The 22,041-nt window shown below is 64.9% G+C and carries 15 protein-coding genes; 5 read left to right on the top strand and 10 right to left on the bottom strand.

Translation table 11 applies throughout. The features are described from left to right. Window positions 1–5: 5 nt before the first annotated feature. From VIF40_RS19680 to VIF40_RS19640, 9 genes are all read right to left on the bottom strand, one after another. Window positions 6–1,622: a (2,3-dihydroxybenzoyl)adenylate synthase gene (locus VIF40_RS19680; RefSeq protein WP_331939216.1), complete on the bottom strand. Its 1,617-nt coding sequence runs from the start codon at window positions 1,620–1,622 to the stop codon at window positions 6–8. Continuing rightward, window positions 1,619–2,806: an isochorismate synthase gene (locus tag VIF40_RS19675; RefSeq protein ID WP_331939215.1), complete on the bottom strand. Its 1,188-nt coding sequence runs from the start codon at window positions 2,804–2,806 to the stop codon at window positions 1,619–1,621. Before VIF40_RS19675 ends, VIF40_RS19680 begins: the two co-directional genes overlap by 4 nt. Before the next feature lie 123 nt (window positions 2,807–2,929). Then, window positions 2,930–4,210 carry an enterobactin transporter EntS gene (gene entS / locus VIF40_RS19670; RefSeq protein ID WP_331939214.1) on the bottom strand — a complete coding sequence of 427 codons (1,281 nt, stop codon included), beginning with the start codon at window positions 4,208–4,210 and terminating at the stop codon, window positions 2,930–2,932. A 46-nt stretch (window positions 4,211–4,256) separates the two neighbouring features. Beyond that, window positions 4,257–11,438 (bottom strand): amino acid adenylation domain-containing protein, encoded by a 7,182-nt coding sequence (locus tag VIF40_RS19665; protein WP_331939213.1) that lies wholly within the window; start codon window positions 11,436–11,438, stop codon window positions 4,257–4,259. A 61-nt stretch (window positions 11,439–11,499) separates the two neighbouring features. Next, complete coding sequence (locus VIF40_RS19660) at window positions 11,500–11,712, bottom strand: MbtH family protein (protein WP_331939212.1); 213 nt, start codon at window positions 11,710–11,712, stop codon at window positions 11,500–11,502. Next, complete coding sequence (locus tag VIF40_RS19655; RefSeq protein ID WP_331939211.1) at window positions 11,705–13,360, bottom strand: PepSY-associated TM helix domain-containing protein; 1,656 nt, start codon at window positions 13,358–13,360, stop codon at window positions 11,705–11,707. Before VIF40_RS19655 ends, VIF40_RS19660 begins: the two co-directional genes overlap by 8 nt. A gap of 9 nt (window positions 13,361–13,369) precedes the next feature. After that, window positions 13,370–13,654: a hypothetical protein gene (locus tag VIF40_RS19650; protein ID WP_331939210.1), complete on the bottom strand. Its 285-nt coding sequence runs from the start codon at window positions 13,652–13,654 to the stop codon at window positions 13,370–13,372. Between the two features lie 2 nt (window positions 13,655–13,656). Then, window positions 13,657–13,794, bottom strand: coding sequence for a hypothetical protein (locus tag VIF40_RS19645; RefSeq protein ID WP_331939209.1), 138 nt, complete (start codon window positions 13,792–13,794; stop codon window positions 13,657–13,659). Between the two features lie 136 nt (window positions 13,795–13,930). Next, window positions 13,931–15,877: a TonB-dependent siderophore receptor gene (locus VIF40_RS19640; RefSeq protein ID WP_331939208.1), complete on the bottom strand. Its 1,947-nt coding sequence runs from the start codon at window positions 15,875–15,877 to the stop codon at window positions 13,931–13,933. A 645-nt stretch (window positions 15,878–16,522) separates the two neighbouring features. On the opposite strand from VIF40_RS19640, the gene VIF40_RS19635 reads away from it, so the two are divergent. Continuing rightward, window positions 16,523–16,798, top strand: a complete 276-nt coding sequence (locus tag VIF40_RS19635; RefSeq protein WP_331939207.1) for a hypothetical protein — start codon at window positions 16,523–16,525, stop codon at window positions 16,796–16,798. Between the two features lie 926 nt (window positions 16,799–17,724). Here VIF40_RS19635 and VIF40_RS19630 read toward each other — a convergent pair. Then, window positions 17,725–17,889, bottom strand: a complete 165-nt coding sequence (locus VIF40_RS19630) for a hypothetical protein (RefSeq protein ID WP_331939206.1) — start codon at window positions 17,887–17,889, stop codon at window positions 17,725–17,727. 223 nt (window positions 17,890–18,112) lie between these two features. On the opposite strand from VIF40_RS19630, the gene VIF40_RS19625 reads away from it, so the two are divergent. The 4 genes from VIF40_RS19625 to repB all read left to right on the top strand — a co-directional run bounded on the left by VIF40_RS19625 (window position 18,113) and on the right by repB (window position 21,948). After that, window positions 18,113–18,730: a DUF433 domain-containing protein gene (locus VIF40_RS19625; RefSeq protein WP_331939205.1), complete on the top strand. Its 618-nt coding sequence runs from the start codon at window positions 18,113–18,115 to the stop codon at window positions 18,728–18,730. A gap of 4 nt (window positions 18,731–18,734) precedes the next feature. Continuing rightward, the gene (locus VIF40_RS19620; protein ID WP_331939204.1) at window positions 18,735–19,118 is read left to right on the top strand and encodes a DUF5615 family PIN-like protein; all 384 of its coding nucleotides are present in this window, start codon (window positions 18,735–18,737) and stop codon (window positions 19,116–19,118) included. A 544-nt stretch (window positions 19,119–19,662) separates the two neighbouring features. Continuing rightward, entirely contained in the window at window positions 19,663–20,874 is a 1,212-nt protein-coding gene (repA, locus tag VIF40_RS19615; protein ID WP_331939203.1) for a plasmid partitioning protein RepA, read from the top strand. Window positions 20,875–20,952: 78 nt separating this feature from the next. Next, window positions 20,953–21,948 carry a plasmid partitioning protein RepB gene (gene repB, locus VIF40_RS19610; RefSeq protein WP_331939202.1) on the top strand — a complete coding sequence of 332 codons (996 nt, stop codon included), beginning with the start codon at window positions 20,953–20,955 and terminating at the stop codon, window positions 21,946–21,948. Window positions 21,949–22,041 lie beyond the last annotated feature (93 nt).

The raw sequence follows: 22,041 nt of genomic DNA, 5'->3' as shown, positions 1-22,041 counted from the left end.
ACGCATCAGGAAGCGGTTCTGCTCGAGACGAGATCGCGCAAGGCGCACTTGTCGATCTTGCCGGCGGCCGTGACCGGCAGCCGCTCGAGAAATTCGAAACGGTCCGGCAGCTTGAATTCTGCGACGCCGAGCGCGCGCAAATGCTTGCGCAGAGCGAGCGGCCGCACATCGCCGCGCGCCACGACGCAGGCGCAGCTCTTCTCGCCCATCAGCGCGTCGGGCGTCGCGACCAGCGCGACGTCGGCGACTTGGCTATGAGTTAGCAGTAGATTCTCGAGCTCCTCGGCCGCGAATTTCTCGCCGCCGCGATTGATCTGATCCTTCTTGCGCCCGACGACTTGAATATGGCCGGTCTGCGTTAGGCGCACGAGATCGCCGGAGCGATAGAAGCCCTCGGCGTCGAAGGCGCGGGCGTTCTCCTCGGCGGCGCGATGATAGCCGCGGAATGTGTAAGGCCCGCGCGTCAGCAATTCGCCGATCTCGCCGGCGCCGACCGGCGCGCCCTGCGCATCGACGATCTTCACCTCGTCGTCATCGCACATGGGCCGTCCCTGCGTCGTGAAAATCGTCTCATCGTCATCGTCGAGGCGCGTATAGTTCACCAGCCCTTCGGCCATGCCGAACACTTGCTGCAAGCGGCAGCCGAGCGTCGCGGGAATGCGCCGCGCGACCGTTTCGCCGAGCCGCGCGCCGCCGACCTGCAATAGGCGCAGGCTCGAAAGCGGCGCCTCATCGGCCGCGACCTCCAGCCAGAGCATGGCGATCGGCGGCGCGACGGCGGTGATGTCGACGCCATGACGGCGGATGAGATCGAAGCAGACGGATGGGCTCGGATCCGTCGCCAGCACGACCGTTCCGCCCATGTGAAACACGCCGAGCGCGCCCGGCGAGCTGAGCGGAAAATTATGCGGCGCCGGCAGCGCACAGAGATAGCGGCTCGTCTCGGTCAGCCCGCAAATCTCCGCGCTGCGGCGCAGGCTGTAATAATAATCGTCATGCGTGCGCGGGATGAGCTTTGGCGCTCCCGTGCTGCCGCCCGACAATTGCAGAAACGCGACCTCTCCCGGCGCGGAGCCGCGCAGCTCTCGCGCCGAGACGTCGTAGCGACGCTCAGCGAAAGGCGCGAGGCTTTCCGCATAAGACGTCTCGCCGAGAATCTGCACGACGCGCAGCGCCGGGATGGCGATCTGCAAGGCTTCGACATAAGCGCCATTGGCGAATAGCGGATGCCGCGCGGAGGCGATGAGAAGCGCAGGGCGTATCTGATCCGCATAGGCCGATAGCTCGAGGCGATTATGGCTGAACAGCGCATTGACCGGCGCGACGCCGATTTTCAACAGCGCGAAGAACACCGCATAGAATTCGGCGACATTGGGAAGCTGCACGAGCGCTGTGTCGCCGGCGCGCAGGCCCTGGCGCGAGAAGCCTATGGCGAGGCTCGTCGACCAGGCGTCGAGTTCTGCATAGCTGAAGCGGCGTTCGCCGCAGATGATCGCCGTGGCGTCGGGGGCGATCTCCAGCCGCTTCGTGAGCAGAGCGGTCAGAGGCTCCCCGCGCCAATAGCCCTTCTCACGATAGCGGCGCGCGAAATCTTCGGGCCAAGGAGTAAAATCGACGCTCATTGCGCGATCCCCCGCTCGATACCGAATGCGCGCAGCATGGTCGCGAGCTTGGCTTCGGTCTCCGCCCATTCGGCGCGCGGATCGGAGGCCTCGACGATCCCGGCTCCGGCGAACAGGCGCACGACCATCTCGTTCACCGTGCCGCAACGAATCGTGATCGCCCATTCGCCGTCGCCATTCTCGTCGCACCAGCCGACGATTCCGGCGAAGAAACCACGATCGAACGGTTCCAGCCGCTCGATCAACAGTCGCGCCTGCGCAGTCGGCGAGCCGCATATGGCCGGCGTCGGATGCAGCAGGCTGGCGAGCTGCAGAGCGGAGAGACGCCCGTCGGCGAGCTCGCCGGAGATAGCGGTGGAAAGATGCCACATGGTTGGCGTGCTCATCAGCGCCGGCTCGTCGGGAATGCGCAGCTCGGCGCATAGCGGCTCGAGCAGGCGGCGAATTTCGTCGATCACCAGCCTGTGCTCGAAGTTATCCTTGCTCGATTGCAGGAGACAACGCCCGACGCGCGCGTCCTCTTCCGATTCCGCGACCCGCCTCGCCGAGCCGGCCAACGGATTGGAGCGGATGGAGCCGCCGATCTTGCGGATCAGCAACTCGGGGCTCGCGCCGAGCAGAACGCCTCCATCGGGCAGCGGCGCATGGAAATGATAGCCGGCGGGATTCTGGCGCCGCAGTATTTCGAGAATTGCGACGGCGTCGACGCGCTCGGCGAATTCGATCTCGAGAATGCGTGACAGCACCGCCTTGCTCGCATGGCCGTCGCGAAAAGTGGCGACGGCCTTAGCGACGGCCTCCTCGAATCCTCTCTGGCCCGGCACGCTGCGATACCAGAGCGCGGGAACATCGGCCTTCGTCTCTGGCGCGCTCGTCGCCACGCGCGGCGCGCTGATGCGATGCGTTTTCGGCGCGAAGAGGAAGGAAGGCTGACGCGAGTCGAAGGGGATGGCGCCGACGACGATCGGATTTTCCTGTCCCGCGCGCCGCGCTCTCGCCAGCGCGGCGTCCACCGCCGCCTGCAGAACGCTGTCTGCGCCCCCACCGCCGACGGCGGGCGTGCGAATTCGCTCGAAAACGCCATAGGCCTCAATGGCGAAATGGGGCGAGCTGAACAGAAACGACGGCGTTTCGGCCTGCGCCGAAATCTCTCTGGAAGGCCTTTCTGCGACAATCGCGTCCATCGGAGCGCTCCTTTGTGGACGAATGAAAATCGGTCGAACGGGACGCGCGCTCCCGGCCGCGACGGCGGACGCCGTCGCGCTCGGAAATTAGCCGGTCCGTCGTTTGGTTCTCCGCGTCGCGCCTCAGCCGGAAGGCGCGAGGCTCGGCTTTTCCTTTTCGATCGTTACGTCTTCGGCGGCGGGTTCGGCCGGCGATCGACGCAATGAGCCGAAGGCCGCCGCCATGAGCAGGCAGAGGAGAAGAGCGGCAAGGCTGAAGGCGTCCACCGCCGGCGCGGGCGGGAGAATCCCCCCGAGCAGGCCGAGCAGGAGGGCGCCGAGCGCGTCGCCGACGATAAATTGCGCGGTCCAGAGTCCGTTGACGCGCCCGCGCAGCCGGTCCGGCGTGTTCTTCTGCACCAGCGTGAATTGCAGCAGCGAGACGATCGAGCCGAGATAGCCATAAACGACGAGAAAGAGCAGCGCCGGGACCAGTCCGCCGACCGCGCCGAGCGCGGCCAGCGCCGCGAAAGCGGCCGCGGCGCAGGCGAGCAGCGCGAGCCCGGGACGAGTGAGGCGCGTGACGAAGCCGCTCGTCGTCGCGCCGAGCGTCGCGCCGAGCGGAACGGCGGAATACATGAGCCCCGCCTCGACTGGTCCGCCGCCATAGGCGCCGGCGAGCGCGGGAAACAGCACGCGCACCCCGCCGGCGAGGCTCGCCAGCGTCCCCAATGCGACGACGGCGCCGACGACCCGATTTTCGAAGAGATAGCGCACGCCCGACAGAAGCGCGCGCGCCGGCGTCTCGGGGCTCGCGCCCTTGGGCGGCAGCGGCGGCAGGCGCATGAGCGGCGCCAGCGTCGCCAGCACGCCGGCGGCGGCGCAGGCGTAGGTCCAGCCGACGCCCGCCGACATGATGAGCAGCCCGCCGAGCGCCGGCGACGCGACGCCGCCGAGCCGCATGGCGATCATGTTGAGCGCGCCCGCGGCGGCGAGATTTTCGCGCCCGACGATGGTCGGCGTCGCGGAGAGCAGCGCCGTCACGCCCAATGCGCTGAAGAAGCCGTCCCAGGCCGCGAGAGCATAGACGACGGCGAGCGAGGGCGAGGCCGCAAGTCCGTTGAGGGCGAGCGCGACAAAGCCGAGGCCGCAGGTTCCGCGCGCGAAGAGGATGAGCTTGCGGCGGTCGTGGCGATCCGCCAGCACGCCGCCGGCGAGGAGCCCGACGAATGCCGCGCCGCCGCCGCAAGCGAGGACGAAACCGGCGGCGGCGGATGAGCCGGTCAACTGCAATGCCTGCACGGGGACTGCGACGGTGAGCAGGCCCAGAGCGAAGAGCGACAGCGTCCGCGCCACGAACACCGCACGGAAGTCGCGATTGTCCCGCAACAGGCTGAAATCGGTCAAAATTCGAGTTTTTGTCATGTTCGTCCAATCACTGGAAATCGGGGATGAGACAGCGAGCGAAAATTCAGCGAGCACCTCGCTTCGCGTCGATCGCGACGAGAATCTCATTCATCGCGGGGCCGAGCTCCCGCAGCATGCGCGGCGAGATGATCTCGGTGTGCGGGCAATCGAAGGTGGTGACGTTCAGCGCGCCGACATAGGGCCGCCAGGTCTCCTCGACGTCCATGCCCTCCGGCAACGTGCGCAGCGCGACGAAGAGCGTCGCCGCGCCCGCGTAGCGAGGGGTCTTCGCAGAGGCGAGCAGCTGGACCGAGTCTTCGTAATTGGCCATGATATGGCCGAACATCTCCGCCTTCTCGCGTGCGAGCGTCGAATCGATCGCTTCTTGCGAGGCGTCCATGAACAGCGCCTTCTCGCGCTCGATCTCCGCTTCGCCAACCGCGTCGAGCGGCTTGCTCCAATCCTGGATTTCCGAAGGATAGGTGTCGAGCAGGCCGAGAAAGGCGATCTCCTCGCCCTCTGCCGAAAGACGCGCCGCAATGGCCTGCGCCACGACGCCGCCGAGCGAATAGCCGAGCAGCCGATAGGGACCATGCGGCTGAATCTCGCGCAGCGTGGCGAGATGCCGGTCGCAGACCTCCTCCATAGTGCGGCAAGAGGCGATCGGCCCCGAAGGCCGCGGCGATTGCAGCGCGATCACCGGCCAATCGCTGCGCAGATAGCGCGTCAGCACGCCGAACTGCCAGGAGAAGCCCGAGGCCGGATGGATGCAGACGAGAGGCGCCCCCTCGCCCGCGCGCAGACGCAGCGTCTCGGCGAAGCCGGCGCGGCGGTCCTCCTCGCGCCGCTCCGCGAATAATTCGCGCGCGAGGCTCTCGACGCTCGGCGCGGCCATCAACTGGCCGACCGAGACGGAAACTCTCATTTCGCGCTGAATATCCGCGGCGAGGCGCATCGCCATCAAGGAGTGGCCGCCGAGCGCGAAAAAATCATCGTCCGCGTCCAGCTGGTCGACGCCGAGAGCGCGGGCGAAGAGCTCGGCGAGCGCGATCTCGACGCCGGGCGCCGGCTTGCGGCCGTCGCGGCGCGGCGCAGCCTCCGGCTCCGGCAGCGCCTTGCGATCGAGCTTGCCGCTGGCGGAGAGCGGAAATTCCGGCAAGCGCACAATAGCCGTCGGCGTCATATGCGCCGGAAGCCTTTGCGCCACAGCGCGGCGCAGCGTCTCGACGTCGATCTCGACGCCCGCGACCACATAGGCGACAAGCCGCCGCTCGTCCGCGCCGGCGAGGCCGCCCGCCGCAGAGGCGCGTGCGACGACCGCCGCCTGTTCCACGCCGGGCTGCTCGCGCAAGACGCTCTCGATCTCGCCGAGCTCGATGCGCTGCCCGCGAATCTTGATCTGATCGTCCCCGCGGCCGAGATAATCGAGCGCGCCATCGGGCCGTCGGCGGACGATATCCCCGGTTCGATACATTCGCTCCCCGTCGGCCTGCGGATCGGCGACGAAGCGGCTGGCCGTCAACGACGGCCGCCGCAGATAGCCATCGGCGAGCTGAACGCCGGTCAGATAGAGGTCGCCCGCGACGCCGATCGGCGTCTCCCGCAGCCACGGATCCAGCACGCGCACGCCCGTGTTCCACACCGGGCGGCCGATCGGCACGCCCGCGGTCTCGAGTCCGGCGACCGCCGCGCCAAAGGCCGGCTGGTAGGTCACATCCACCGCCGCCTCGGTCGGACCGTAGAGATTGTGCAGCGGCGCGCCGAACAGCGCCTCGAACGTCTCGGCGAGCTCCCGCGACAGCGCCTCGCCGCTGCAGAAGACATGGCGCAGGCTCTCCGCCTCGGCGGGCCGCGCGGCGTCGGTCGCGGCGACGAAGGCGGCGAGCATGGAGGGGACGAAATGCAGCGTGGTGACGCGATGCGCGCGGATCAGCCGCAGAATTTCGGCCGGATCGCGATGCGCCTCCGGCGGCGCCATCACGAGAGCGGCGCCAGTCATCAACGGCCAGAAGAATTCCCAGACCGAGACGTCGAAGCTCGACGGCGTCTTCTGCAGCACGACGTCGCCCGCGCCGAGGGCATATTCGTGCTGCATCCACAGCAGCCGGTTGACGATGGCGCGATGCGAGACGACGACGCCCTTCGGCCAGCCCGTGGAGCCGGAAGTGTAGATCACATAGGCCGGATCGTCGGGCATGGCGGGAGAGACGAAGCCCGCCTCCTCCGCTTCGTCGATCTCGGGCAAACGGTCGAAGGCGAGCAGCGGCGCCAGCCCCTCGAACCGGCTTCGCGACGCCTCGTCCGTGATGATGAGGCGCGGCGCTCCGTCCTCGACCATGTAGCGGAGGCGTTCGTCCGGATAGCTGGTGTCGAGCGGCAGATAGGCGGCGCCGGCCCGCTGCGCCGCCATCAACGCGATCGAAAGACGGGCCGAGCGCGGCAGGGCGACCGCCACGATCTCGCCCTTGCGGACTCCCGCCTCGGCGAGGGCGCGAGTCGATCGCGCGACTTGCCGGTGCATTTGCGCATAGGTCAGCGCATGATCGGCGTCGACGAGAGCGAGCGCATGTGGCGTTCTTTGCGCCTGCGCCTCGAGAAGATCGCAGAGCGTCGCCGCCGGCGTCGCGACGCGCGTGTCATTGACAGCGGCGATCGTCGCGCGCTCGTCCGGCGCGAGGAGGTCGAGCGACGCGAGCGCCTTTTCCGGCTCGTCGACGAGATGCTCGAGCAGCCGGAGAAAGCGGCGCCCGAGGCGCTCCGGCTCGGCGACGCCCTCGCGATATTCGAGCCGGAGCTCCAATTCGCGGCCGGGCAGCGCCATGAGCGTCACCGGATAATGCGTGTAGCCGCGATTGCGCGTGCCGACGAGGCGCAGGCCCGCGAGTTCCTCCGCGTAGAGGCGCGCGTCGTCCGGATAATTCTCGACGACGAGCAGCGTGTCGAACAGCGTCGAGACGCCGGCGAGGCGCTGGATTTCGCCGAGGCCGAGCCCGTCATGCTCCATGAGGGCGATCTGCCGGCTCTGAAGCGCGGCGAGCTGCGCGGCGAGCGGCAGATCGGGGCGCAGGCGCGCGCGCACGGGCAGCGTGTTGGTGAAAAGTCCGATATGGGCGTCGAGCCCCGCCTCGGCCTCCGCGCGGCCTGAGACCGGCATGCCGAAGACGACGTCGCTGCGCCCCGTCATCGCCCCGAGAAAGGCCGCCCAGGCGCCCTGCAGGAGAGTGGCGAGGGTCAATCCGCGCCAGCGTCCGAACGCCTCCAGCTCCTTCGCAAAGCCGGGACGCAACTCGAGCTGCAACTCGCGCGTCTCGCCGAATGCGGTGGCGGGATCGAACAGCAAGGTCGGCGCGGAGCCGGCGAGCGCCTCTCGCCAGGCAGCGCGGGCGGGATCCGGATCGCGGGCCGCGAGGCGGCGGACGACGCTCGGGTAATCGGGATTGATCGGCGCGAGCGCGGCGCCGGCGTAGGCGGCGAGCAAGTCGCGCAGCATCACCCCGGACGACCAGCCGTCGCCGATGAGATGGTGCGAGACGACGAGCAAAGCATGGCTCTCCTCCGCCAACCGAACTAGCACGGCGCGCGCCAGCATGCGGCGGCCGCCGCTCTCGGCGAGGAGATCGCGGGCGAGCTCCTCGAGCTCGATTCCATCGAGCGCGGCGACGCGCTCCTGCGGAGCGAGGTCCGCCAACCGATGCTCGCTCCAGGGCCAGCGACGCAGCGCCTGCGGCCCCTCGACGAGCGGCAGAATCTGGAACGCCCTGCCCTGCTCGACGTCGAAAATCGCCGCGATCTGCGGATGGCGGCGCAACAGCGCCTCGAGCGCGTCGCGCAGCCGTCCGACGTCGAGCGGCCCGTCGAGATCGAAGCGCGAGATTGCGTTGTAGCGGATCGCGCCATCCCCGAGCAGCGCGTGGAACAGTAGCCCCTCTTGCAGCGGCAACGCCGGCAGAACGGCGGCTATCGCTCCATGGCGAGCCCGCAGCGCCTCGACCGTCGCGGCGTCGACGCCATCGTCGCGGAGCGTCGACACGCCTTCCTCGGCGCGGCGCAGCGCGACCGCTATTGCGGCGACGCTGCGCCGCTCGAAGACATCGCGCGGTCGCAGCAGATATCCGCGCTTGCGCAGCGAAGCGCAGAGGCCGATAGCGGAAATGCTGTCGCCGCCGAGAAAGAAGAAGTCATTCTCCGCGTCGACCGTCTCGAGCCGCAGGACCTCGATGAATATCTCCGCGAGCAGCGTCTCCAGTCCGGGCGCCGGCGGGCGCGCCGTCGGTGCGTCCACTGACGGATCGGGCAGCGCCTTGCGATCGAGCTTCCCGCTCGCGCCGAGCGGGAAGGCCTCAAGCACGACGACGGCGACCGGCGTCATATAGGCCGGCAGGCGACGCGCCAGAGCGGCGCGCAGCGCCTCCGGATCGAGCGCGCCCTCCGGCGCATCCGGCGTCACATAGGCGACGATCTGGCGCGCGTCGCCCTCCCCGGCCGCGGAGCCGAAGAGACGCGCGACCGCCGCCGCGCCGCCGACGCCGGACTGCTCGAGAAGCGCGCTCTCGATCTCGCCCAATTCGATGCGCTGGCCACGGATTTTGAGCTGATCGTCGTTGCGGCCGAGAAAATCGAGGACGCCGTCCGGCAGCCACCGGGCGATGTCTCCGGTGCGATACATGCGCTCACCGTCGCCGTCGGGGTCGGCGACGAAGCGGCTCGCCGTCAGCGAAGGCCGCCGCCAATAAAATTGGGCGAGTTGCGCGCCGGTCAGATAGAGATCGCCGGCGACGCCGATCGGGACCGGACGCAGCCGCGCGTCCAGCACGCGCAAGCCGCAATTCCAGAGCGGGCGTCCCACAGGCACGCCGACGCCTTCCGCCTCGGCGAGCGCTGCGCCGAAAGCCGGCTGGTAAGTGACCTCCACGGTCGCCTCGGTCGGGCCGTAGACATTGTGCAGCGGCGCGCGGAAGGTCCGCTGAAATGCTTCTGCGAGCTCGCGCGACAGCGGCTCGCCGATGCAGAAAACGCGCCGCAGATCGGTCTTGTCCGGCTCGGAGCCCGGCGTCGCAAGCGCGGCCGCCACAAAGGCGGAGAGCAGCGAGGGCACGAAATTCAGGGTCGTGACGCGATGCGCACGAATGACGCGCAGCAGTTCCGCCGGATCGCGATCCATTTCCGGCGGCGCCATCACGAGGCGCGCGCCCGCCGTCAGCGGCCAGAAGAATTCGCCGACCGAAACGTCGAAGCTGCAGGGCGTCTTCTGCAGCACGACGTCCTCCTGCGTGAGGCGATATTCGTGCTGCAGCCAGAGAAGGAAATTGACGGCGGCGCTATGCGGCACGACGACGCCCTTCGGCCGTCCCGTCGACCCTGACGTGTAGATGATATAGGCCGCATCTTCCGCCGATGGCGAAGCGACTTGCGCGGGGGGCGCATCCGTTTCGACCAGGGCGAGCGCATCGAAGATCAGCACAGGCGCCATCATCTCGAAGCGACCGCGCAGCGAGCGATCGGTGACAATGAGCCGGGGCTCCGCGTCCGCGACCATGAAGGCGAGGCGTTCGTCGGGATAGCTCGTGTCGAGCGGCAGATAAGCGGCCCCCGCCTCGAGCGCCGCCATCAGCGCCAGACTGAGATCGACGGAGCGTGGAAGCGCCACTGCGACGCGATCGCCACGGACCACGCCAGCGGCGGCGAGCTCCCGCGCCAGCCGCACGACTTGGAGGCGCATGTCGCGATAGGAAAGCGAGCGGCTACGATCGATCAAAGCGGGCCCAGTCGGCGTACGTTCGGCCTGCGCGTCGAGGAGATCGCAGAGCGTGATCGATGGAACCGCGCGCCTCGTGTCATTGGCCGCCGCGATCAGCGCCGCGTCGCTCTCAGTCATGAGCGTGACGTCGCCGATCGGCGCGTCTGGGGTCTCTGCGAGCCGACGCGCGAAGCGGGAGAGACGCTCGGCGTGCAGCTCGAGCTCTTCCTTCCCGTACCGCTCGCTATTGGCGACGAGCTCGACGATGAGCCCGCGCTCGCCGAGATAGAGGTCGAATTCGATGTCCTCGACGGGGCCGGAGGCGAGCTGATGCGTGATCCCTTCGACGCCGGCGAAGTCGAGGCGATAGTCGAACATCTTGAAGTTCAGCAGCGGCCCATAGAGCTGACGTCCCGAGCCGAGGAAGCCGAGATCGCGGCGCAGCTGGTCGGCCTCGTATCGCTGCCGCCGACGCACCACATCCAATTCGCTCGCCAGCGCGGCGGCAACATCGAGGAAGGACATATTCGCGTCGATCGCGATCTGCAGCGGCAGGACATTCACCACCGGTCCCACCGCATGCAACGCGACGGAGCCCATGCGGCGCATGAAATGCGCGCCGACCGCGAGGCGCGCTGCGCCCGTCATGCGACGCAGATAGACGACGAGCGCCGTCATCGCCATCACGCCGACCGAGACGCGTCCCGCCTTCGCCTGCTCAGACAATAGCGTCGTCGTGCGCAGGTCCAGCACGATCCGCTCACGCAACGGAAGCGTGAAGCATCGCTTTGCCGCGGCGCGCCGCAGCGACAAGGTGGCGGCAGGCGGCAGATCCCGCGCATGCTCCGCCCAAAATCGCCGATCGGCGACCTGCGCCGGCGAGCCCTCGTAAGCCGCATATTCCTTCACGACCTCGGCGAATGAAACGAAAGGCGATGGAGACGGCGTGAGCCCACGACGAAGCGCGGTGTAGATCTCGCTCACCCGTCGCGCGATCGCCGCGAAGCCGAATCCGTCGACCGAGAGATGGTGATAACGCTGAAACCAGAACCAGCGCTCGACGCCCGCTCCGGGCTCCGCCGCCGGCCCGAGGCGAAACAGAATATGGCGATAGAGCTGCGCGCCTTCGGCGATCGACAAAGGAGCTTCGAGATCGACGCGCATCGCGCGCAGCGCGGCGGCGACAGGATCGTCCTCGCCTCTGAGATCCACGAGCTCCGGCTCAGGCAGATCGACCGCCTGCGGGACACTGGGCACGATTTGCGCGGGGCCCGCCTCGGTCTCGATGAAGCGCGCATGAACGAGATCCGCTTCGGCGAGCCCGAGACGGACCGCCGCGCTGAAGCAGGCGACGTCCAGCCTCCCATTCCACTCGACATATTGCGCGACGACATAGGCGTTGGAAGCGGCGAAGATCTGATCCGCCATCCATATGCCGGGCTGCGCCGCGACGAGCGGAAGCATCTGCGCAGCGGCGCGCGGCCGCTCTGGAGCGATATCTGCGAGCACGATTTGTGGTCCTGCGAAAAATCGAATGTCACGAAACAAATAATGCGTACGGAAAGGCCTTTCAGCCGCCCGCCTCGGCGCGCGGGCGCATGTCGATCCAATGATCGTCGACATATTGCATGCATTGCCGCCGCGGTCCCGGCCCGAAGACCCGGCTCCATCCTTTCGGATCGGCGGAGAAATCCGGCCACAGCGCGAATTGCGCGCGGGAATTGACGAGAACGACGAAGTTCAGCCGCTCGTCGTCGAAGGGATTGATCTGCGCATCATCCATGGATGTCGTCTCCTTCACCGGCGCCGACCGCGGCGGCGCATCCGTTCGAAGAAAGTGGCGTTCGGGCGCCTCGCGTCGTCTCGCGCGTCGACCAGACGCTATCCGTCGGCCCCAGCGCGGCGCGGCGCGCGGTCGCGCGCGCCAGAGCAGCGAAGCAGAGCGCGGCGCCGAAAGCGACGATGTCGACCCCCGCGCTCTCGGGATCGGCCCCCGCCCAAGGCCCGAGGCCGGGCGCCGCCAATGCGAGCGCGCTGGTGACGGGGAGCGAGAGGGCGCCGATCGCCGCGACATAGGCCAGCGCTATTCCGGCGCGCGCCGCGCCGCTCAGCAGAGCAAAGGCGAGAGCGCCGAAGAAGACGACGTGATAAATCCCGCGCCGCCATGCGTCGACGTCCTCTACATGGCCATAGAGCCATTTGGTGGAGCCGATGGCGAACGACAGCGCGCAGACGCATCCCAAGCAAACGCCGATCGACGCCGCCGCCATGAGGCGCGAGGCCGTCGTCTGCACGACCTGCTCCCCATGGCGGCGCGCGGTCCGCCGACGCGATTCGATCCACAAGAGATTGCCGGAATAGAACAGAAAGGCGCCGGCGAGGCCGAGAAAGAAATAGGCCCAGCGGACAGGCGCGCCGCCATAGCTGCCGAAATGCAGCGCGAAGAATGGCGACACGGCGGCGGTCCAGCCGCTCTGCTTTTCTGGAAGGTAATCGACATTGACGATCTCTGCGGTCACGCCGCGCAAAACGGCGAATCCTCCGCCGCGCGACAGGAAGCGTGGGTCCTCCCCCGCGACGCGCACGAGCGCGCCACGCGTATCGGCGTCGCGATAATGCAGCCTGGTAGGCGAGAACTCCGGCGACACGACCGCGACGGCCGCGACCAATTCCGAGACCCGCTTCATCGGCGCCTTTTGCTCGTCGCGCTTCACGCCTCCGAACGGGCCTGTCGAACGCATGATCGTCGAAAGCTTGCCGTCATAGACGATATGATCCAGAGCGTCATAGATCGGCTCGTGCAGACCGAACACGACCGCGGTCAGCGCGATGACGAGATGGAAAGGAAAGCTCGCGACGCCGACGAGATTATGCGCATCGAGCCACATTCGCTTCAGATTCGCAGTGAGACGCAGCGCCAGAAAGTCCTTGGACAGCGAGGGCAGAACCAGGATGAGGCCGGAGACGAGCGCGACGGCGTAGACTGCGCTCACGACGCCCATCACCGTCGTTCCGGTCTCACGGTCGACGGGAAGGCCAGCGGTGCGATGGATGGTGTCGACGAAGGCGCCGACGCCCGAAACATTGGAGCTCTCGACGCGCAATTCGCCATCGGCGCCGAGCGTCGCCGACCAGACGACATCGTCGCTGCGGCTCTTGCGCCAGCTCAGACGAGCCGGCTCGTTCGCCATCGCGAGATGAAGCGTGAAGTCCTTCGCCACATCCGGCCGCGTCGCCAAGGTCGCCTCGATGAGCCGATCGGCGTCCTCGATCGAAGCGAAGCCGTAGGTCGGCGGCGAGGCCCAATGGGCGAGCGGCTCCTCGAAGACAGTGAGCGCGCCCGCGTAGAAGCAGACGAAGAGCAGCATGCCGGTCGCGAGGCCGGTCCATGTGTGAACGCTCTTATAGAGCCGCAAGATTTCGCCGCGCATTGCTTGCCCTCAGTGCAGAAGCCGTCGACAGAGATAGAGACAACCGAAGGCGAGAAGATTGGCGCCGCCGAGCCACAGAAACGCGGCGCGCCCACTGCGAAAGAAAAAGACGAGACTGGCGACGCCGAGCCAGATCGGCGCGACGAGCCACATGACGAATTGATATTTGTTGCGCGCATCGAGGCCGCCGGGGCCGGCGACGGCGAAGAGGCCGGCGAGAGCGATCGCCAATGTGAATCCGAGCGCAGAGCCGGAAAGGCTCTTGCTCAACCAATCGCTACGTCGCTCGGCCATGCCTATTTCCTTCCTGTCAGCGCAGCGAGGCTCGGCAATGCGATCAGCAGCGGCATCAGCGCGGCGAGCGTCGTGAAGACAGCGGTCGACGATTCGAGACGAATCCGCCAGATCATCCACGCGGCGAGGAGAAGGGCCACAGCGAGGAGGCCCGCCCTCCGCCACCGAACGCGCAAGAGCGATTGGCGTGGCGAGGCGATATAGAGACAGGCAGCGCCAGCGAGGACCAGCGTGAGAGCCGATGAAGGGATGAGCGCCGCCGACATGTCGCTCCCCTCAGAAGTCGACAGTCGCGGACAGGAGAACCGTCCGCGGCGCGCTCAATGTGACGATGCCGTCCGCGAAATAGGATCCTGCCCAATAATTGTGATCGAGCAGATTATTCGCATTGGCGCGGAAGGCGATCTTCTTGTCGAAGAGCTGCGTCGAATAGCGAAGGCCCGCGTCGACACGCGTCCATTCGGGAATTTTCTGCGTGTTGGCGGAGTTGACGAATTGCGCGCTCGTATAGACGACCCGCGCTTCGAGCGTCAGACCCGGAACGTATGGCGTATCCCACTCACCGCCGAGATTGACCTGCCATTTCGGCGTTCCATAGGCGGTTTTGCCGTCGAGCTGGCCATTCGCCGTCTTGGTGAGCACGCCGATCGTATAGGCCGCTCCGCCGAGAATCCGCACGCCTTCGCCGACTTCGCCGAACACGTTCCATTCTACGCCTTGATTGCGCTGGCGTCCGTCAGCGTTGTAGACATTGCCGCTCTTGACGAGGCTCGGCTTCTCGATCTCGTAGAAGCTCAGCGTGTTGGCGATCTGTCCGGCGTCCCATTTGACGCCCGTCTCGATCTGCCGCGACTTATAGGGTGGAAACATCTGATTATAATTCGCCGCCGCCGTGTCGGTGACGCGGTCGCCCTGGGTCAGGCCCTCGATGTAATTGGCGTAAAGAGACATTGGAATCGGCAGAGGTTTGATGATGAGGCCGAAAGCGGGGGTCACCGCGCTCTCGTCGTAATAGGTCGTCTCGGCGCCTGTGGTGGTATTGTAGCTCTTCGTTTGAACACGCTGCGCGCGGAGGCCGAGAATGAGCTGCGCCCGATCGTCGAAAGCGGAGAGCGTATCGGCGAGGGCGATGCTCGAAAGCGTCGTATCGGTCGACTTCGGCGCTTCTCCAGGATCGCGCGCGATGAGCGGCGTGACGGGGAAGTAGATGCTCGACACATAGGCTGAGCTGCGCTGAAAGGCCGAGCCGATCTTCGATTCGAGATTCGCCGCGCTCAAAGACAATCGATGGTCGATCTCGAAGGTGCGGAAATTGGCGCGCAGGCCGCCTTGAACCGAAATCGTGTCGGTATAGCCGCGCAAATCGATGGAGGTTCCACTGTAGCGGCCGAGCACATTGACATTGGTCGCGACGGTCGAGTTCGTCAGCCCGTTGAACCGGGCGTCGATCGCGCCGGCGCTCGCGAACAGAGTGACATTGTCGGCCAGATCATATTCCGCACGCCCCATGGCGCCCGAATTGTTCATTCGGCCAGAGAGTCCGCGGAAAATATTGTTGCTGGAATCCGGCGCGGCGGCGACGCCCGTTCCCGTGAAGCTCGCCATCATCGGCACGCCTCCGCGCGCGATCTCCTGGTTAAAATAGGCATCGAGCGCGACGCGCAGCTTCTCGCCGCGATAGTCGAGTGCGAGCGCCTCGAGCCCGCGCTCGCGCGATTGGTAATCGAGCGTCGTGTCGCCGCCGCGATAGGCGCCGTTGAAGCGAATGCCGAAGGCGTTGTCCTGACCGAAGCGCCTGCCGACATCGATATGCGTTCCGAATTGCGCGTTCGACGTATAATCGCCGGTGACGCTCGTCACCGGCGTCTCGCCGGCCTGCTTGGTGACGAGATTGATCGATCCGCCGACCGCGCCATAGGGAGCCATGCCGCTCAAAAGCGCCGCCGGCCCCTTCAACACCTCGACGCGCTCAAGAAACTCCGTGGGCACGCGGCCGTCCGGGGCGACGCCATAGAGTCCGTTGAGCGCCGTCTCGCTGACGAGCACTGAAAAGCCGCGAATACGAAAATTCTCGCGAACCTGGCCAGAAGAGACGGTGAAGCGCACGGAAGGATCATTCTCGAGTACATCGGAAAGCGTGCGCGCCTGCTGATTTTCGATGAGCTTCGACGTGTAGCTCGTCATATTGAAAGGCGTGTCGAGAAAATCGCGATCGCCGAGCATGCCGAGACGGGCGCCGCGCGCCGTTTGGCCGCCTACATATTCTTTCGGCAAATTGCCGAGCTTGGCTTGCGGCGGAGCCGTAAGCGGCGCGGACGACGCAGAAGGCGTCGCGGCCGCGGAAGGAGACGATGCGCGGTGCTGCGCCGGGGTCGTCGCGGCGCGCGCTCGCTTTGGCCCGACGCGCGCAGCGGCTGCGTTTTGCCGAACGAGCGCCCGCGGCTTTTCTTTGGGCGCGTCGACGGCGACCGCGGGCAAAGACGTGACGCCCGACTCCGCCTGCGCAGGGCTATCTGCGCCAAGAAGCAGAAGCGCAGCGGCGCTGAGCAATCTGCCCCCGTCGACGCGGCTATTAGACCGCCTTTTTACGGAAGATCGACTTGATACCTGGAGCCAACGAGAGCTGCACATTCCTATCGATACCTTCATTGCACATATATTATCGTTATAGTTATAGTATTAACTACAGACATGAAGATCAATTGCGGCCACGCCATATTGAAACATTTATAAAAAATCAATTATTGTATATAATATAATAACATACGGGCGTCGGCCTCAAAATATGGAATTGTTTTACTTTCAAACAAGCGCGATCGTCGCGCGACCATCTCCGACTTGTCGCGCGGCGAGTGGGCGAGCGCCCGGATGACGGCGGCGACGCGCCGCGGCCGCCAGTTGAGCTCCTTCTGTGTCGACCATGGCCAGTTCGTTGGCCGTGGCGCCCGCGTCGATCCATTGAGCGAGTTCGAACGAATCCGCAACGGCGTGCAGCGGCTTGGCGTCAAGCCGCGCTGGCTGGTGGTTGTAGCTGCGCCACAGCAGATTCAGACGGCCGGCCGGCCGGCGTTCGTCAGGCTGTTGTCTGCCACCGCGGCAGCTTTTCCGCGCTTGGCGCCGTCGCACATGCGTCGGCGAGTCTAGCGGGTGTGCACAGGCGCGACAGGGTCGGCGAGCGGGTTCTCGGACTCCAATCGGCGCCTAGCGCGCAATAGCGGCGGTGTTTCGTGCTATTTGAGGGGATATCCGCCGCACTCGTCTGGCATGTTCTATGTCCGATAATCCGCGCTTATCGGACATAATCCCACAGCCCCGGATTTCCGGGCGATCGAGGCGGTTTCCGCGCTCGGGAGTGCTCCGTGGCGTCGGATTTTTGGCATCCGAGTGTGCCCGCGGGACGGCCCTTGGACAGGAGAGAGCTCTTCGAGCGCTTCCGATGACACGACACCCATGGCCCCAGCCCCGTCCGGCCGACGCCGCTCTGCCTGCGCTGAGCGGCGAGCGCGGCGCCGATCAGCCGCGACAGAACGCGTCGTCGCCGTCGCTGCGGGAGATCTTCGGCGTCCCGCCATCTCGGATTTGCCAGGATCTCGCATGTGATGCGTCGGAATTCGCCCGCCCCGCCGTCGCTATACACGTGCGCCGAGCGAAGTCCCGCCGGAAGACTTCGCAACGGCGCGGGGGGCTCGAAGCGCCTCGACAGGGTCGGTAACCAGATCGAGAACCGCGTCCGCCGCGTTGAGCGTCGGGATGCGCAATCGGAGCGGTGAGCACCCGAGCGAATCGGGGGAGCCGATGACGTTCCGGGCGTCGCCACCCGCTGGCGCTGCGCAGCGCCAGAATCGGCCGCGCAATCCCCAGAATGTCGAGCGGCGCCCAGAGTGTCGCCAGGGCCGGGTCGCGCCGCGAGTGGCTCTCCTGTGCGCCGTTCACGATCGCGCTGATCCGATCCTGAAACAAAAGCGGCGCGTCGACGAGAGCGCCCCCCCCCCTCCTCCCGCGGCCGTCGGTGGTGCGCGTGGCTCAAGAACCAGGCCGACGGATGGCCAGGGTAGCGTCGCGACAGCGCGTCAAGCGCCGCAAACGCGCCGGAACGACGTCGCCGGCCCGCGCCCAAGACGTGAGGCGCTCTCGCGTCGCGCAGCGTCGTCGATCGGATCGCGCGCATCGCCCTCCGAGACGAGGAGGTTGATCAAACCGGCCGCATTGAGCCCAAAGGCGAGCAGCCCGCTCAAATCTGATTTAACTCGTGACCATTTGAGGTCGATACGAGTTCGCGCATCTCAATTCGCCTTATCGCGGCTCGTGAAGCGCGAGCGACAGGCGCCTCGGGGACACCGGGGCCGAGAGGACCCGCCGCTGGCTCGTTCGCTTGGGAGCGCCGTGTCGTATCGACATTGGATTTTCTCGCACCATCATATAACCTATCCCTAATTAGGAACCAATTTAGAGGCGAGCATGACCCGCACTGCAGCCGATCTCACGCCGCGCGAAGTCGCCGAACTCGCCGGTGTACCCAAACGGGCCATCGAAAAGGCGATCGAGGAAAAAGTCCTGCTGGTTCATGCCGGAAAAATTCCCGCCCTGCGCTCCGGCAAGGGGGTGGGCACGCGCCGCTTCCTCGGCGTGGAGAGCGTCGCCTACGCCACGTTGGTCCGTCGACTGACCGGTGACGTCACGCTGACGATCGCAGGCAAGCGCAAATTGATAAAGGCCCTCAAAAGCCACGAGCTATCGCGTCTGAAGACCGCGCACGTCGAAATCGCGCCATCTGTAACGGCCGATATCGGGGAACTCGCCGGTGAGGCGCTCGAGCGCACCGATCGGTATCTGAGAGCGCGCGAGACTTGGATCGACAGTGTCCCCGGCATCAAAGGAGGACTGCCCGTAATTAAAGGCACGCGCCTCACGGTGCATTCCATCGAGGCTCGCCTCGAACACGGCGACAGCATGGACGACATCGCCGCCGAAAATCCGGATCTTCCACGGGAAGCCCTCGAAGCGGCGCTCCTGTTCGCCAGATCGCATCCGCTCTCCGGCCGGCCCCAAAACGTCTCGCGACGGCCGGCGGCGTGATAGAATGCGATTGTTCATCGACGAGTGTTTGTCGCCGAGTTTTGCCATCGAACTCGCCCATCTGGGGCATGATGCAATTCATCCGCTTCACGTCGGTCGACGCGGTCAGCTCGACCACACGGTAAAGGACCTCTGCATCGCCGAGGATCGTGTCATCGTCACCGAAAACATCGGCGATTTTCGCGCGCTGCTCGGCCGTGAACCGATCCATCCGGGACTGATCGCCCTGCCCCAGACAAGCCGCATGCGCGGATGGGCTCTGATCGAAGCAGCCCTCGTTTTCCTCGAAGTGCGCGGCGGCGATCCGATGGACGCGATGATCAATCACTGTCTCGACTTCGACGCCAACGGTCGACCAGCGCTCCGCGCCCTATTCGCCTTGGGATGACCGTCGGTGTCAGCCGAGTGGAATTGGCGAGACTCGAGGGGGGCGACGGCCGGCGCACATCCGCCAAGTTATCGCCAGGCTTTCCAAGCGAAACGCTCGGTGTCTTTTCGGTTTGGAGCTTCTCGGGCTCTTAGGGTCTGAACTAGCACTCGGAAGCACGCGAAATCGCGGATGATACCGTCGTCAACTATTCCATGACGGCGCCCTCTCCTGCTCCGGTCCGGGGGCTTCCGCATGCGATATGTGGCCGGCTTGCGCCGCAGGCGCCTCGTCGTCAGCCTTGGTCTCGCGCGCCGACAATTCGCGACTCCAGAACGCATGATATGCCCATTTTCTCTTTGTTTGACAGCCGTGCAAGATCTCAGAAAACAGCGTAAAAACAGGCAAATAGTGCGGCCTCTGAGGCAAGGCTCGTCGCAGGGGTGGTCCGCGACGTTAACCAGTCATTAACCAAAAACTCGTTGCGGAGCAGAGAGAATCAGGATTAATTCCCGCTTGTAGGCGGGTTTGGCGTGGAAAAGCGTTATTTCGGGAATTGGCGCCGATGAATGTGACGACAGCTATGGACGAGATGGGCGGTTTCAGCTTCTACGAGACTATTCTTCAACAGGGAGAATTGATCTCGGATAAGCTGAACATGCTCCGGTTAGAGCATTATCCGCCCGACGCCGTTAAGAGCCTTCGCTCCTTTTCCTTGGCGGAGGCCGCATATTTTCTGGGCGTGACGTCATCTAACATTAAGAAGCTCCATCTCGAAGGCAAGGGCCCTACTCCCGCCACCTCGGCGTCTGGACGTAGGAGCTACACGGCTGAGCAAATGTTAGAGTTGCGGCAGTATCTCGATCGTCACGGGCGAGCCGATTACAAAAAATATGTACCGCATCGACGTGGGGGGGAAAAACTCCAGGTTATCGCCGTCGTCAATTTCAAAGGCGGCAGTGGAAAGACCACGACGGCGGCTCATCTGGCCCAGCACCTCGCTCTCACCGGCCATCGCGTGCTCGCAATTGACCTCGATCCACAGGCCTCCCTATCCGCGCTTCACGGTATTCAGCCCGAGCTCGATCGGAATCCGTCACTCTATGAGGCCCTACGTTACGATGGCTCGAAGAAGCCGATTTCCGAGGTCGTTCGGCGCACCAATTTCCCCGGGCTCGACATCGTTCCTGCGAATTTGGAACTGCAGGAATACGAATATGAAACGCCTCTCGCCGCTTCCGACAAATCCTCGGCCGACGGGCGGATGTTCTTCACCCGGATCACCGACGCATTAAAGGAGGTCGATCACGATTATGACGTCGTGGTGATCGATTGCCCCCCGCAGCTCGGCTATCTCACCTTGACCGCATTGGCGGCTTCCACCGCCGTTCTCATCACCATCCATCCTCAGATGCTGGACGTTATGTCGATGAGCCAATTTTTGCTGATGCTGGGCGGCGTTCTTCAATCGATCAGCGGAGCCGGAGCCGATGTCCGCCTCAAATGGTTTCGGTATCTCGTCACGCGCTATGAGCCGACCGATGGCCCGCAGGCGCAAATGGTTGGTTTCATGCAATCGCTATTTCCAAAGCAGATGCTCAAAAGCCCGATGGTGAAATCGACCGCTATTTCGGACGCGGGGATCACTAATCAGACGCTGTACGAGGTCGAGCGCGCCCAATTCACGCGCGCAACATATGACCGCGCATTGGAGGCGTTGAATGCAGTCAATGAGGAAATCACAGCGCTCGTCCATCAAGCGTGGGGGCGGAGATGATCTTCATTTTGACAGCCGTGCAGAATTTCCGAACCGCTAAATTCCTCAAGAGATTAGCGCAAGGGAGAGGACCCTGATATGGCCCGTAAGAACCTCTTGGCGACTATCACGGGGGCGGAGACACCGAAGGCCGATGTTGCCGCGCGGCATGATTATGCGCTTCGCGGAGCGTCTCGCTCGATGATGCTTTCGATCGATGAGATGGCCGAGAACGCGAAGAAAATGCTGGCCGGGGAAACAGTCGTCGAACTCGATGTCTCAGTTCTAGATCGCTCATTTGTCGCGGATCGCATCGAAGACGACGATGCTGATTTCGCCGATCTGCGCGAGGCGATCAGGGAGCACGGACAATCGACGCCGATTCTTGTGCGGCCTCATCCGCAGAGCAAGGGCCGATTCATGATCGTGTTTGGCCACCGTCGCGCGCGCGTCGCCAAAGAACTGGGTATTCCTGTTCGCGCGGTGATCAAGAACCTAGAGGATATCGCGCATATTATCGCGCAGGGTCAGGAGAACACTGCACGAGCAAATTTGTCTTTCATCGAAAAGGCGCTGTTCGCCAAGAAGCTCCTCGACATGGGGCAGCGGAAGGAAATCATCAAATCCGCGCTGACGGTCGACGATAGCTTGCTGTCGAGGATGCTTTCAGTGGCGGAGACAGTTCCTGGGTCCGTGATCGAAGCAATCGGCGCGGCCAAGACCATTGGCCGCGACCGGTGGGAAGAACTCAAGAAGCAGGTGAAGTCGCCGAAGGCCGCGGAGGCTGCGATTGTCGTCGTGGCGTCCGACGAATTCCGTTCCAAAGACGTAATGGAGCGGTTCAATTTTTTGCTCGCCCAGCTCCAGATGCTCGGACGCAAGCCACGGAAGTCCGCGCGGGGGAAGACCGACCCGGCGTGCTGGGAATCAGAGAGCAAGAGCGTATCTGCAAGCTACCAGAATAACGGAAGCAGCTTCAACCTCTCGCTCAAGTCGAAAGAAGCGAGTGAGTTCGGCCGATACATCTCGTCTAATCTCGACGCACTCTATCGAGCGTTTAAGGAGACGAAGATCATAAATGAATCAGGAGATTGAACCCGCAAAAGAAAAAAGCCCCCGAACGTCGCCGCCCGGAAGCCTTTCTCTGATCTAAGCACTCCGAGAATCACACTTCCGTGAATCACTGTC

Source organism: Methylosinus sp. (assembly GCF_036560965.1).
In the GTDB taxonomy this organism is placed as follows: Bacteria; Pseudomonadota; Alphaproteobacteria; order Rhizobiales; family Beijerinckiaceae; genus Methylosinus.
Note: the sequence above shows the minus strand (reverse complement) of the source record. Positions and strands in the feature narration are given on the sequence as shown.

What these genes read in the sequence shown, in the direction of transcription:
- VIF40_RS19650 (WP_331939210.1), bottom strand. Translation starts at nt 13,654, where the DNA reads ATGGCCGAGCGACGTAGCGATTGGTTGAGCAAGAGCCTTTCCGGCTCT.
- repA (WP_331939203.1), top strand. Translation starts at nt 19,663, where the DNA reads ATGAATGTGACGACAGCTATGGACGAGATGGGCGGTTTCAGCTTCTAC.
- VIF40_RS19660 (WP_331939212.1), bottom strand. Translation starts at nt 11,712, where the DNA reads ATGGATGATGCGCAGATCAATCCCTTCGACGACGAGCGGCTGAACTTC.
- VIF40_RS19620 (WP_331939204.1), top strand. Translation starts at nt 18,735, where the DNA reads ATGCGATTGTTCATCGACGAGTGTTTGTCGCCGAGTTTTGCCATCGAA.
- VIF40_RS19625 (WP_331939205.1), top strand. Translation starts at nt 18,113, where the DNA reads ATGACCCGCACTGCAGCCGATCTCACGCCGCGCGAAGTCGCCGAACTC.
- VIF40_RS19655 (WP_331939211.1), bottom strand. Translation starts at nt 13,360, where the DNA reads ATGCGCGGCGAAATCTTGCGGCTCTATAAGAGCGTTCACACATGGACC.
- VIF40_RS19635 (WP_331939207.1), top strand. Translation starts at nt 16,523, where the DNA reads ATGACGGCGGCGACGCGCCGCGGCCGCCAGTTGAGCTCCTTCTGTGTC.
- VIF40_RS19675 (WP_331939215.1), bottom strand. Translation starts at nt 2,806, where the DNA reads ATGGACGCGATTGTCGCAGAAAGGCCTTCCAGAGAGATTTCGGCGCAG.
- repB (WP_331939202.1), top strand. Translation starts at nt 20,953, where the DNA reads ATGGCCCGTAAGAACCTCTTGGCGACTATCACGGGGGCGGAGACACCG.
- VIF40_RS19680 (WP_331939216.1), bottom strand. Translation starts at nt 1,622, where the DNA reads ATGAGCGTCGATTTTACTCCTTGGCCCGAAGATTTCGCGCGCCGCTAT.
- VIF40_RS19640 (WP_331939208.1), bottom strand. Translation starts at nt 15,877, where the DNA reads ATGCTCGGCGATCGCGATTTTCTCGACACGCCTTTCAATATGACGAGC.
- entS (WP_331939214.1), bottom strand. Translation starts at nt 4,210, where the DNA reads ATGACAAAAACTCGAATTTTGACCGATTTCAGCCTGTTGCGGGACAAT.